Source organism: Pseudomonas sp. LP_7_YM (assembly GCF_004364435.1).
Taxonomy (GTDB): Bacteria; Pseudomonadota; Gammaproteobacteria; order Pseudomonadales; family Pseudomonadaceae; genus Aquipseudomonas.
In genome coordinates this window covers 12,259-25,052 of sequence record NZ_SOCT01000001.1, presented here as the reverse complement: position 1 = coordinate 25,052, position 12,794 = coordinate 12,259, and the positions used below count along the sequence as shown (strand labels likewise).

General features: G+C 59.8%; 12 protein-coding genes. 5 read left to right on the top strand and 7 right to left on the bottom strand.

Annotated features, from left to right (window positions below; all coding sequences use genetic code 11):
• Positions 1 to 11: 11 nt before the first annotated feature.
• Both EC915_RS00160 and EC915_RS00155 read right to left on the bottom strand, forming a co-directional pair.
• Complete coding sequence (locus tag EC915_RS00160) at positions 12 to 860, bottom strand: transporter substrate-binding domain-containing protein (protein WP_133748511.1); 849 nt, start codon at positions 858 to 860, stop codon at positions 12 to 14.
• Positions 861 to 900: 40 nt separating this feature from the next.
• Positions 901 to 1,743 carry a transporter substrate-binding domain-containing protein gene (locus EC915_RS00155; RefSeq protein ID WP_133748510.1) on the bottom strand — a complete coding sequence of 281 codons (843 nt, stop codon included), beginning with the start codon at positions 1,741 to 1,743 and terminating at the stop codon, positions 901 to 903.
• Positions 1,744 to 2,178: 435 nt separating this feature from the next.
• On the opposite strand from EC915_RS00155, the gene EC915_RS00150 reads away from it, so the two are divergent.
• Positions 2,179 to 3,033, top strand: a complete 855-nt coding sequence (locus EC915_RS00150) for a LysR substrate-binding domain-containing protein (RefSeq protein ID WP_133748509.1) — start codon at positions 2,179 to 2,181, stop codon at positions 3,031 to 3,033.
• A gap of 145 nt (positions 3,034 to 3,178) precedes the next feature.
• On the opposite strand, the gene EC915_RS00145 is transcribed toward EC915_RS00150, so the two are convergent.
• The 3 genes from EC915_RS00145 to EC915_RS00135 form a co-directional block, all read right to left on the bottom strand.
• The gene (locus EC915_RS00145) at positions 3,179 to 3,904 is read right to left on the bottom strand and encodes an alpha/beta hydrolase (protein ID WP_133748508.1); all 726 of its coding nucleotides are present in this window, start codon (positions 3,902 to 3,904) and stop codon (positions 3,179 to 3,181) included.
• Between the two features lie 291 nt (positions 3,905 to 4,195).
• Positions 4,196 to 5,521, bottom strand: coding sequence for an LLM class flavin-dependent oxidoreductase (locus tag EC915_RS00140; RefSeq protein ID WP_133748507.1), 1,326 nt, complete (start codon positions 5,519 to 5,521; stop codon positions 4,196 to 4,198).
• 15 nt (positions 5,522 to 5,536) lie between these two features.
• Positions 5,537 to 6,490, bottom strand: coding sequence for an aliphatic sulfonate ABC transporter substrate-binding protein (locus EC915_RS00135; RefSeq protein WP_133748506.1), 954 nt, complete (start codon positions 6,488 to 6,490; stop codon positions 5,537 to 5,539).
• 219 nt (positions 6,491 to 6,709) lie between these two features.
• On the opposite strand from EC915_RS00135, the gene EC915_RS00130 reads away from it, so the two are divergent.
• Complete coding sequence (locus EC915_RS00130; protein WP_133749379.1) at positions 6,710 to 7,153, top strand: hemerythrin domain-containing protein; 444 nt, start codon at positions 6,710 to 6,712, stop codon at positions 7,151 to 7,153.
• 72 nt (positions 7,154 to 7,225) lie between these two features.
• On the opposite strand, the gene EC915_RS00125 is transcribed toward EC915_RS00130, so the two are convergent.
• Both EC915_RS00125 and EC915_RS00120 read right to left on the bottom strand, forming a co-directional pair.
• Complete coding sequence (locus tag EC915_RS00125; protein WP_133748505.1) at positions 7,226 to 8,224, bottom strand: bile acid:sodium symporter family protein; 999 nt, start codon at positions 8,222 to 8,224, stop codon at positions 7,226 to 7,228.
• A 106-nt stretch (positions 8,225 to 8,330) separates the two neighbouring features.
• On the bottom strand, positions 8,331 to 8,561 hold the full coding sequence (locus tag EC915_RS00120; RefSeq protein WP_133748504.1) for a hypothetical protein: 231 nt from the start codon (positions 8,559 to 8,561) through the stop codon (positions 8,331 to 8,333).
• A 295-nt stretch (positions 8,562 to 8,856) separates the two neighbouring features.
• Here EC915_RS00120 and EC915_RS00115 point away from each other — a divergent pair, with 295 nt between their 5' ends.
• From EC915_RS00115 to EC915_RS00105, 3 genes are read left to right on the top strand one after another with little or no spacing between them, the layout of a single operon-like run.
• Positions 8,857 to 9,876 carry an iron ABC transporter permease gene (locus EC915_RS00115; protein WP_133748503.1) on the top strand — a complete coding sequence of 340 codons (1,020 nt, stop codon included), beginning with the start codon at positions 8,857 to 8,859 and terminating at the stop codon, positions 9,874 to 9,876.
• Positions 9,873 to 10,637, top strand: a complete 765-nt coding sequence (locus EC915_RS00110) for an ABC transporter ATP-binding protein (protein ID WP_256658617.1) — start codon at positions 9,873 to 9,875, stop codon at positions 10,635 to 10,637. Before EC915_RS00115 ends, EC915_RS00110 begins: the two co-directional genes overlap by 4 nt.
• 11 nt (positions 10,638 to 10,648) lie before the next feature.
• Positions 10,649 to 12,760 (top strand): TonB-dependent siderophore receptor, encoded by a 2,112-nt coding sequence (locus EC915_RS00105; protein WP_256658616.1) that lies wholly within the window; start codon positions 10,649 to 10,651, stop codon positions 12,758 to 12,760.
• Positions 12,761 to 12,794 lie beyond the last annotated feature (34 nt).

Below are 12,794 nucleotides of genomic sequence, written 5' to 3'. Positions count from 1 at the left end.
GTGGGCCTCCGTTATTGAGCGGCAAGAGGCGCGGCGTTGCTGAACTGTTGGTGCAGATCACGCAGGGCCTGGGAAGGCGCCATGCCCGTGCGCTCGCCGACTTCGATCAGCCAGCCACTGCGGTGCCAGTCGCGAATGATCGCGTCGATTTTCGCCTGGGTGTCGTGCTCACCCTTGCGCACCCAGATCACCGATTTCGACGGAATCAGGTCGCTGGCCAGCGGAATGTTGTAGTCGGCCCATTCGGGGGCATCGAGCAGCGCGTGCATGGTCGGGCTGACGTGAACGGCCGCCACACAACCGTTGCCGCGCAGGGACAGCAGCGACTCGGACTGGCTGCGGAAGGCCTTGATCTGGGCACCATAGGTTTCCTGCAGCGGCTTGATGAAGTTGCTGCCCTGGGACACGCACACCGGCTTGTCCTTGAGGTCTTCCCAGGTGCTGATGCCCGCGCCCTTGCGAATCAGTGCCGCGCCACCGACTTCTTCATAGGGGGTCGGCGCGTAGTCGAGAATGCCGGCGCGCTCGTCGGTGTACTGCATGTTGGCGATCAGGATGTCGACCTTGCCCTGTTGCAGGAACTGCACGCGATTGGGCGCCAGCACCGAAACGGTTTCCAGGTCCACGCCCAATTTCTGCGCAATGCCCTTGGCCAGCTCGACGTTGTAGCCCAAGTGCTCGCCGGTCTTCGGGTCGATGGTGCCGAACGGCGGACCGCTAAGGATCACGCCGATGCTGATTTTGTGGCGCTGCTGAATCTTGTCCAGCGTGGCGTCGGCGTGGGCCAGGGTCGCGCCCATGGCAAGGCCGATGGAAATGCCAAGCACGGACAGGGTCTTGCCGAAGGAGAAACTGCTCATGAACGAATGCCTTGAAAGGTGCATGAAAGAGAAAGATGACTCACGCGCCGGTGGCCTGGAATTTGTCATGCAACTCGACCAGCGCTGGCGAGGCCGGGGTGATGTGATGGCGTTTTTCGCCCTCGATCAGCCAGCCGCTGCGGTGCCAGCCTTTGACAATGGTGTCGAGCCGGGCCTGGGTGTCGGCCTCGCCGGGGCGGGTCCAGATCACCGACGGGGCAGGATTGAGTTCCGGGGTGATTGCGCGGTAGTCCTTCCATTCAGCGCTGTCGGCAACCAACGGGTTAATCAGCGTGGCGTCGTGCACAGCGGCGACGCAGTTGTTGCCGCGCAAGGCCAGGAGCGACTCGGAAGAACTCTTGAACGCCTTGAGTTGTGCACCGAACTCGGTCAGCGGTTTGACGTAGCTGCTGCCTTGCGAAGTGCAAACCGGCTGGCCCTTGAGGTCTTCCCAGCGGGTGATTTTGCTGTCCTTGAGCACGGCCGCTGTGCCGCCCACGCGATAAAACGGCGTGGGCACGAAACCCAGTTGCTGGCCGCGTTCTGCCGTCCATTCCATGTTGGCAATCAGCAAATCGACCTTGCCCTGTTGCAGGAACTGCACGCGGTTGGCTGGCAGTACCGGCACCAGCTCGACCTGGGCTCCAAGCTGGCGACCAATATCTTCAGCCATGTCGACGTTCAAGCCCTTGGGTGTTTGATCGCTTGGGTCGATGGAACCGAACGGCCCACCTGACAGCAACACGCCGACCACCACGCGATGACGCTCGGCAATTTTGTCCAGGGTGGCATCGGCCTGGGCACCGAAGCTGGCGCCCAAGGTCAGCGCAGCGCCCATGAGTAAAGGTAGAAAAAGGGTGACGGGCGGGTGTGTGTACGGCATGGACTTCCCCTGAGTAATCATCGGCTCGGCGCTTACGACGTTGGTGGGTCAGCGCCTTGTAATGAACCGCATCCTAGGGAGAGGACGCAGACAACGGAAATTCAAATATCAAATATGGTTATAACTTTCTGGTTTTCAGGATTAGTTCTTTAAGACAAAAGCTCGTGTTCATTGGTCAAACGTAGCGCGCTTGAGAATGTGGGTTTAAGAAAATATAAGAATACGTAATGTATTAACCTGTTCAGCTGATGCAATACGGTGCTGCTGAAGCGTATGCGGGGGGGGGGGTTAAACCCAGCTTGTTGAGGCATGCGCTGGAACGAACGCAAGGTGCCGGCGATTCAACTGCAACTGATCCGCCGTGTTCGCTGCCGTCGTAAACTCCGACTTCTCCTACAGAGATTGCACTTCGACCTGACTGCCGAGTATCACGTTATGTCCACCACTCTCGACCTCGAACTGCTACGCACCTTCGTCGCCGTCGTCGACCACCACAGCTTTGCGGGCGCCGGCGCCCGGCTTTCGCGCACGCAGTCCTCGGTGACCCAGCACATGCAACGTCTGGAACAGCAGATTGGCGTCAGCCTGTTCCAGAAGCAGGGTCGGCACAAGCAACTTACCGAGGCCGGGCGCCAACTGCTGCGTCATGCCCGGCAAATGCTCTCGCTGAACGACGATGCGCTCAGTTCGCTGCGGGAAAACAGTCTCAGCGGGGTACTGCGGATCGGCTCGCCTCACGACATCGCCGATACCATCCTGCCGCCTATTCTCAGCCACATCGCCCGTTCGGCCCCAAAGCTGCGGCTGGAAATCGACGTGGGGCGCAGCCCGTTTCTGATGGACGATCTGCATCGCGGCAAGGTCGACATGGTGATTTCCACGCGCGAAGACCCAAGCCTTGAAGGCTTCGCCCTGCGCACCTCGCCGGTGTGGTGGATCTGTTCTGCGCAGTACCAGCATGTGCCGGGCGAGCCGATTCCATTGATTCTGGTGGACGAGCCAAGCATCTATCGGCGCCATGCCATCGAGGCGCTGGAGCGGGCAAACATTGCCTGGCGCCAGGCGTACCTGGCCTCGAACCTGATCGGCATCAAGGCCGCCACTCGCGCCGGGCTGGGCGTGACGGCCCGCAGTATGGAAATGCTGGGGCCGGACATGCGTGTTCTGGGCGAAGCCGATGGCCTGCCGCGAATGCCGGACGTGACGTATCACTTGTGGATCCGCCCCAACACGGTCAACCCGCTGGTGCGCCGGGCGTATGAGTTGATTCGGGGGAGTCAGGGGTTGTGATCGATCGGTTGGGCACAGGACCCTGTCGGCATTTGCGACAAGGCTTGTCGACATCCGTAGCTGACCAGCCCGTCATGCAACCTTCCGGCTTACCGACGGCGACGCTCGAAAAACCGTTGGCAGGCCGTGCGGCTGCAGAAGACCGTCAGTGAGCCGCCAGCGTCTGCTCAATCCACACATTCAAATCCCCCACTTCTGCCGACGTGATGGTATGCCCTGCCCCCGCATAGGCGTGGAATTCGGGGCTGATGAGCAGATTTTCCAGCAGGGTCTGCGCTTCGGTGGCGCCGGAAAACGGTACGCGATTATCCGCCGAACCATGTCCGATGAACACGTTCAGTGGCTTGAGCTGATCATTGGGTTTCAGCCGGGCCTTGAGCGCGGCGAGGATCTTGCCGCTCAGCGGCGCAATGCCGCGCACCAGGTGCGGATACTGCAGGCCGATCTGATAACTCATCATCGCGCCCTGGCTGAAGCCCACCAGAATCACCTTGTTCGGCTGCGTGGCGTACTTTTCGGTCGCCTGCTGGATGAAGGTCCTGAGGCTGTCGGTGCTTTTGTCCACATCACTGGTCACGCCTTCATACTCGGCTTGATCGGTGTCCTGGGTGAACCACTTGTAGCCACCCCCATCGACCTCGGCGGGCGCACGCACGGAAAGGTAGGTGTAATCCTGCGGCAGCTCGTCCTTGATGCCGAACAGGTCGCGTTCGTTACTGCCATAGCCGTGCAGGAAGATGATCAGCGGTTTGTCTTTGCAGTCTGCCGGTGCGGCAGCCAGATAAGGCAAGGCCAGATCCGTGAGCAGTGCAGGTTCGGCATGAGCGAAACCTGTGAACACACAGAGCAGCGCGGCGAAAAACTTCATCATTGAGAACGAGCCCTTTGAGAGAAAACGTCGGGCCCATCATACGCAGCATGTTTCGGATGTCAGCCCGCAATCGATCAGGGGATGCTGTCGGATTGCTGTACGGGGTGCAGATTCGTATCCGTTTTGTCCGGGTAACCGTAGCGCAGGCAGGCGATAGCGGGCCGACCTGTGGAGCGAATTCATTCGCCATTGGCCGGTGCCCTCATATATCGCTATCGCCTTACAGTCCTTTCGCGAATGAATGCACTCCCATAGAACTCGCGTCATTGGGTACAGCACGATGCCGTGCGATCAATCTTCCAGCGCAGCGAGCCCCAGATGCTCACGCAAGGTCGAGCCCTCGTAGGCCTTACGGAACAGCCCCTTACGCTGCAAATGGGGGATCACGCTTTCGACGAATTCGCTGAACGACCCCGGTAGATACGCCGGGGAAATCACAAAACCGTCACAGCCCCCCTGGGTGAACAGCTCGGCCAGTTGATCGGCGATCTGTGCGCCGGTGCCTACCAATTGCGGAACGCGCACGCTGCTGGCAAAGATTCTGCCCAATTCTTCCAGCGTGGTGTCTGCCCCTTGCATCAACAGTTTCTCCGCCGCCGCCGGGTGGATCGAGGGGGCACGCGCCACCTCGGCCAGCGTGGACGACAGGGCAAATGGCGAAAGATCGACGTTCAGCTGCGAGGCAAGCGTCACCAATCCAAGTTCTGGCCGCGCCAGCGCATTGTGCCTGTCGCGTTTGGCCCGGGCTTCGGCCTCGCTGCCACCGATAAAAGGCATCACGGCGGTCAGCACCTTGCAACTATCAGCTGCACGCCCCTGCTGCACCACCTGCCCACGCACGTCCTCGCGAAAGGCCTGCATGGCTTGGAGGTGCGGATGAATGGTGAAGATCGCTTCGGCCCAACGCGCGCCGAAGCGCCGACCCCGCCCCGACGAACCCGCCTGAATCAGTACCGGCCTGCCCTGTGGTGTGCGCGGAATGTTCAACGGGCCTTCGACCTTGAACCACTCGCCCTGATGCTGCACCGATGTGATCTTGTCCGGATCGGCCAGCACACCACTCTCGCGGTCAAGCTTCAAAGCGCCCGGCGCCCAGCTGCGCCAGAGCTTCAGCGCAACTTCGACGAACTCATCGGCGCGGTCGTAACGCAGATCATGCTCCAGATGCTTGTCCTTGCCGAACAGACGCCCTTCGCTGTCATTCATCGAGGTCACGATATTCCAGGCCGCTCGCCCCTTGGACAGATGATCGAGGGTGGCGAACTCCCGAGCGATATGCGCGGGTTCGTAGTAGGTGGTCGAACGGGTCGCTCCCAGTCCCAGCTTGCGGGTCTGCCCGACCAGGTACGAGAGGATCGGCAGCGGGTCCAGCCGCGTGGCATCCTGGGCGCCGTAACGCAGGGCAATATCCCGCGAACCGCCCATTTGATCGCCGACGGCCAGGCGATCGGCAAAGAACAGAAAGTCGAATAACCCCTCTTCCACCACCCGTGCGGTGCGCGCGTAATAATCAGGATCGAGATAATTGCCCAGCGTTTCCGGATGACGCCAGGCCGCGTGACTGTGGATGACCGGCCCGGTCAAAAGAAAGGCAGACAGGTGAATTTGACGGCTCATGAACGTTCTCCTGCCTTATTCGGATGTGGGTTGGGCTTGCGGAACCCAGACCGAAATATCGGAAATCTTCAGGGGCTTGGGAATCAACCTGGCCTCGGAGTAGTCATCGGCAATGCGTTGCTGCTCGGCCAACTCGTCGACCTTGACCGGGACGATGTCATAGCTGCGGCGACTGTTGGCCAGTTCCACGGTTTCAGGCGCAATGTTGCCCCACAGCGGCGCGAGTTTCTTCGCCGCTTCCTGCGGATGGCCCTTGACCCACTGGCCGGTCTGGCGAAGGGTGTCGAACACCACTTGCAGTACCTCAGGATGAGCCTTGGCAAAGCGGGTATTGGCGACGTAGAAACGGTTGTAGTTGGCGATACCCTCGGTGCCGTCAGCCAACACACGAACGTGATGCTCGCGTTGCTGGGTTGCGAAAAACGGGTCCCAGATCGCCCATGCATCGACGTTGCCGCTGGAGAATGCGGCCACACCATCGGGGGCTTCCAGGTAAACCGGCTTGATATCGGCCAGCGTCAGCCCCACTTTCTTGAGCGCCGAGATGAGCAGGAAATGACTGCCCGAACCTTTGGAGACAGCGACCGACTTACCCTTCAGATCCGCGAGGCTGCGGATCGGCGAACCGTCCTGCACGATGATCGCTTGAGCACTCGGTGATGGATTTTCTCGCGCGTAATAAGTCAGCGGTGTGTTGGCTGCCTGAGTGAACAGCGCAAACGCGTCGGCCACGTCAGCGTGCAGGTCCACGCTCCCCGCGTTCATTGCGCTCAACAGGCCGCTGCTGAATTCATGCCAATTGACGGTAAAGCCCAATGGCTTGAGCCGCTGTTCCAGCTGGCCGTCATTTTTGAGCAAGATCCACAGCGTTGAAGAGCGCTGGTATCCGATGTTGATGACTTGCTCGGCGTGTGCCGTGACCGTCGCCAGCAATAATGCAGAAGCGACGATGAGTTTGCGTAGCGACATGGCGATCCTTGGAATAAAAAGAGAGAGCTGGATAGATGACGCGTTCAGGCCTGAGAAGCATGAGCGCAAAAGATGAAAGTCGTTTTGATTATAAAAACTGCCAAAAATTATGAAAGAAACGTATGGATCTATGCTTATGCCACTTCGCCCTGTGAACGACAGCTGCTCAGTCGAGGTCTAGGATATGCACCGAACCTGATCCCGATTGAGGAAGCCCTTGTGAATATCTTCGAAGCCTTAAGAGAAAGCCATGAACGCCAGCGCGGCTATGCCGAGGCGCTGGTTAAGACCCATGGGGAAAACAAGGAGCGCGTCGAAGCCTATGGACAGCTCAAAGCCGAGCTGCAGGCGCACGAAACTGCAGAGGAGCGTTTTTTCTATATTCCCCTGATGCAGTACGACAACGGTGTTGACCTGAGCCGCCATGCCATTTCCGAGCATCATGAAATGGACGAGTTAATGGAGACACTGGACGAAACCGAGATGTCCAGCCCGTCCTGGCTGGCGACAGCGAAGAAGCTGTCGGAGAAAGTCCATCACCATCTCAAGGAAGAGGAAAACAAGTTTTTCCAGATGGCAGGCAAGCTGCTCGATGAGCAGGAGAAACAGTCGCTGGCCAAAGAGTACGTCAAGGAATACGAAGAGCTTCTGGCAGAGGCCTGAAGCGGCCTACGAAAAGCCCCGAAATATCGGGGCTTTTCGTAGGCTCAAAGGCCAGGCCAGTCCTCAGCTCGATCAGGGATCAATCTGAGCCATCATTTCCGACACCGACTCATTGCGCTTGGCATAACGCTGGGCCAGCACTGCGCAGACCATCAGTTGAATCTGGTGAAACAACATCAGCGGCAGGATCAGGACCCCGATAGTGCTGCCGGCAAACAACACTTGAGCCATCGGCACACCAGTGGCCAGACTCTTCTTGGAGCCGCAAAACAGGATCGTGATGCGATCTTCAAGGCTGAAGCCAAACAGCTTGCCCAGCAGCGTTGCGATCGACAGCACCAGAGCCAGCACCACAGCACAGACCACCACCAGCCCGGCCAGGTCCCACAAGGGAATCTTGTGCCAGATGCCCTCGTTCACCGCTTCGCTGAATGCGCCGTACACCACCAACAGAATCGAACCTTGATCCACGTATTTCAGCCAGTTCTTGTTACGCCCTACCCAAGCACCGATCCAGCGGCGAGCGATTTGCCCCACCACGAACGGTAACAGCAACTGCAGGCTGATTTTGACGATCGCATCCACCGTTGAACCGCCCTCGCCGTGCACGTTCAACAGCAGCGTTACCAACAACGGGGTGAGGAAAATCCCGAACAGACTCGATGCCGCCGCGCTGCAGATCGCTGCCGGAATATTTCCGCGCGCCAGGGAGGTAAAGGCGATCGCCGATTGTACCGTCGCAGGCAATGCGCACAGATACAGGATGCCCATGTACAGGTCCTTGCCGATCAGCGGCGACAGCAGCGGCTTGAGCGCCAGACCCAACAGCGGAAAGACCACGAACGTCAGGCTGAATACCAACAGATGCAAGCGCCAATGACCGGCGCCGGCGATGATGGATTCACGCGACAACTTGGCGCCATGCAGAAAGAACAGCAACGCAATGGCAGCATTGGTCAACCAGCCAAACCCGATGGCAACCTGGCCGGTGGCGGGAAGAAAACTGGCAATGACCACCACCGCAACCAGGGTCAGGGTGAAGTTGTCAGGGAGAAAACGAGGACGGCTCATCGATGAAATCCGATCATGGCAAGGACAGTGTTGCGACTGTACGCCGTTGATCAAGTGCTGACTAACGCCAACAAGCCCGATAATAGCGCCTAACGGACATCGTCGATCACGCCAATCCGCCCTGGATTACCCGTAATACTGTCACGCGACGCTTTCCGGGCGTGTGGCTGATGAGTTCGTTGAGTGCCGCTTGCCACTTGTGCACGTCTTTTTCCTGCGACAGCGCCATTAGTTGTTCCCAACCCATCACGCCCTGCCTCGATACTTCGACGCTGGAGCCTTCGGTCAAACGTTCACGCTTCAACAGATTTGCTGCAATTTCCGAGAGAGTACTCAAAGGCTGGCTCCATGACACGCTCATCGGGGAACGCGTCGCTATATATCTACAGGAGGGGTGCAGGAATGCCTTAACGTCAAATTTCGGATGTTACGGCCCCTGCACCAAGGTCATAGCAATGTTCAGACCATAAGTGCGCGCCTGCCCGCAGATTAGGGTCAAGTATGCCGGCCGGTAAACGGGTATTAGCGCGCCACCCTCGCACACATGAAGATTAATCCTGCGGCGACCCGTCACGTAGAGCATCCGGCATTATCGCTGTATAGTTTTGTATACTTCCCAACCCGAGTGTCCGATGCCTGTTCGAGCGCCCCTGCCGCTGACCCTGCTCAGTTTTCTTTTGCTCGTCATCGCAACGCTGGTGTCTTTGCTGCTGGGTCGCTACGCCATTTCGGTCATCGATCTGGGCTGGTTTCTGGCGACCTGGTGTGGCGTCAGTGACATGCCATCGGAACGGTTTCAGTTGATCCACAGCCTGCTGATCGACGCCCGCGCACCGCGTATTGTCGCCGGGGTTCTGGTGGGCGCCGGGCTTTCGGTTTCGGGCGCAGCGTATCAGGCGGTATTTCGCAATCCGCTGGTATCGCCGGGACTGCTCGGGGTACTCAGTGGCTGCGCCTTCGGTGCGGCGCTGGGGATTGTCTGGCATCTGCATCCACTGTCGATTGCAGTGTTGGCGAGCGTGACCGGTCTGATCGCGGTCGTCGTCGGCGTAGGCATCGCGCATATGTTTCAGTCGCCATCGATTGTGCTGCTGGTGCTCGGCGGCATCGTCGCCAATGCCCTGTTCACCTCGCTGTTGTCCATCACACAATATCTGGCCGACCCGGTCGATCAACTGCCGAACATTGTTTACTGGCTGCTTGGCAGCTTAAGCGCAATAGACCGATACACGCTGTGGCTCACAGCGCCCGTGCTGATGCTGGCTATCGCGCTGCTGTGCCTGGCTGGACGCGCCATCGATGCCCTGTCGCTAAGCGATGACGAAGCCCTGAGCCTGGGGGTGCCGGTACAGAAGATCCGCTATGGCGTGATCATTCTGGCAACGTTGATCTGTGCGCTTACGGTCAGCCTTGCAGGGATGGTGGGCTGGATCGGTCTGCTGGTGCCGCATCTGGCGCGATTGCTGGTCGGCCCGAGCAACACCCGGTTGCTGCCGGTCAGCGCCTGTCTGGGCGGGGTTTTTCTGCTCGCGGCCGATGGCATCGCCCGCAGCGTTTCAGCGAGCGAAATTCCGCTAGGCATCATCACCGAGCTGTTCGGCGCAATTGCGTTCGTGCTGGTGCTGCATCGCGTGCGCAAGGGCTGGCTATGACGCGCTTGCAGGCCGAGAGGCTGAGCTATCGCATCGGCAACCGCCAGGTCCTGAATGGCATTTCGCTGACCATTAACCCTGGCGATAATATCGCGCTGCTCGGCGCCAATGGCGCGGGCAAAAGCACCCTGCTTCGAATCCTGCTGGGGTTGCTAGCGCCCACTGCCGGGCAGGTTAGCCTTCAAAGCCAGCCGATGCCCACATTGAATCGACGCAGCATTGCCCGGCATCTGGCTTACGTCCCGCAACACCATGTGCCGGGCTTTCCGTTCAGCGTCTTCCATATCGTCGCGCAAGGCCGCTTGCCCACGACCGGACTGATGCACGCCCCGGACCGCGCCGATGAGGAACTTATCGAGCAGGCTCTCCACGATCTGGGTATCGCCCACCTGGCCGCACGGATCTACACCGACTTGTCCGGTGGCGAGCGGCAACTGGTGCTGATTGCCCGGGCACTGGTCCAGCGCGCGCAGGTGCTTGTCCTCGATGAACCCATTACCGGCCTTGACTACGGTCATCAGCTTCGACTGCTGGCGCTGCTGGAACAACTCGCCGAACAAGGCCTGAGCGTGGTTTCCAGCACTCATCGCCCAGACCAGGCGCTTGCATCGGCCAATCGCGCGTGGGTGCTGCACGAGGGCCGACTGATCGCTGACGGCTCTCCCCGGGACGTCATCGACAGCGACCTCATGCAGCGCCTCTATCAGGTCAAGGTCAGGCAGATCGATGCCGACGGCCATCGTTTTTTTATCCCTTGCTGAGTTCTTTATTCATGAAACGCTCGTTCTCATCACGTTTTGCCTTTGCGCCGCTACTGCTCAGCAGTGCCGTGCACCTGGCGCATGCCGATGAAGTCACCCTGGCGCCGATCGACGTGGGTGCTGATGAGTCCATCATGCAACAGGCGCGTGAGAAGTCAGCCTCGCTGGGGCCGATGGGCCAGCGACGCCTTCAGGACACGCCCTACTCCATCAGCGTCGTGCCGCGTGACCTGATCGACAGTCAGCAACTGAAGAGTTTCAAGGACATCATTCGCTACCTGCCTTCGGTACAAGCTGACGGCGCCAGGCCGCAAACCCGAGGCCTGCAAGGCAGCGTGGTGCAGAACAGCCGTCTGGACGGGCTCAATGTGGTGTCGACCACCGACTACCCGGCCGAGCAACTCGGCGGCGTGGAAGTACTCAGTGGTCTGTCAGGGTCGCTGTACGGTCCGGCCAACCCGGCGGGCACCTTCAACCTGCTGTCCAAACGCCCGACCGACTTCACCCGCAACCGCGTGACGCTAGGTGTCGGTACAGGGCTAAGCTGGCTGAAAACCGCCGACCTGAGCGGCCCGTTCGACCCCGAAGGCAAGATCAAATACCGCCTCAACCTGGCTGACGAGCAGGGCCACAGCTACGCATCCGGCAGCACCCTGCGCCGACAGCTGGTGAGCCTGGCGACCGATTTTCAGGTCAGCGAAGACAGTGTCATCGAGACCCACTTCAGCCATTACAACTACCTGGCTAAAGGCTTGCCGGGCAAGTCCGCCGTCGCCTCAGGCGTCACCCTGCCCCACGCGCCGGACCCGACGCGCAGCAATCTGGGGCAGAACCATGCCGGCGACAACAACACCACCGACACTGCCAGCGCGCATTTCAAGCACGACTTCGACGGCAACTGGAAACTCGACGTTGGCGCGCTGCGGCAGATCGCCGACCGTGAGTCGACCGGCGTCACCAACACCCTGATCAACAACGCCGGGACCTACCGCAGCTCGGTGTCGAGCGCGACGGCCAGCCGCTTCACGATCAACAGCTATCTGGCCGACCTCAACGGCAGCGTCTACACCGGGCCGGTCCGACATGAGCTGACGTTCGGCCTGACCGGTTTCAACTGGGACAACTACAACCCGGTGGCAGGCAGCGCCCAGACCTTGGGCACTGCCAGCCTGAGCGATCCGTCGAGCTTTGCAGAGCCGGACTATCCCGACTTCACCCATCGCTATCATTCGGCCAATGCCAAGCAGCGCTCGTTCATCGTTGGCGACACCCTGACTTTCACGCCGCAATGGAGCCTGATGCTCAGCGGCAGCCAAAGCCGTCTGACTGCCGATAACTACACCCTGGCCGGCGCCCACACTTCATCGCAAGACTCAGGTGTCAGCACCGCCAGCAGCCTGTTGTATAAACCGGTCGACGATCTGACGCTGTACCTGACTTACGCCGATAGCCTGCAGCAAGGCGACAGCGCCACTGCAGGCAGCAGCAACGCGGGCAGCATCCTTTCGCCCTATCGCAGCCGCATGTGGGAGCTGGGCAGCAAGTGGGTGGTCAGCGGCGTCAACCTGTCGCTGGCTGCGTTTCAGATCAAGCGCCCCTTCGCCTACACCCAGGCGGACAATGTCTATGCCATCGCCGGTCAACAGCGCAATCGTGGCCTGGAGTTTCTGGCCGATGGCAACGTTACGCAGAACCTGAAGATGTACGGCGGCCTCACCTGGCTTGATCCCAAGCTGCTTTCGACAGGCAATGCCAGTACCGAAAACACGCGTATCGTCGGGTTGTCACGGGTAACGGCGAGCCTGTTGACGGAGTACCGCATCGATCAGGTCCCAGGCCTTGCAGTGAATCTGAACGCCCGTTACGTCGGCCCTCGTCCCACCGACGACAGCAACGATCATTGGGTCGGCAGCTATGAAACGTTCGATATCGGCGCGAGCTACAGCACCCGCCTGATGAAGCGCGACACGGTTTATCGCCTGGAAATGACCAATGTGGGTAACGAGCATTACTGGACCAACATCGTTCCCGGAGGCCTGAACGGTTACACCGGGGCGGGTCAGGCCAGCGCCACGCCCGCCGCACCGCGTATGCTGCAGGCATCGATTCAGGTGGACCTTTGAAAGCGGCGCGTCCCATCAGGCATTGGGCCAAAGC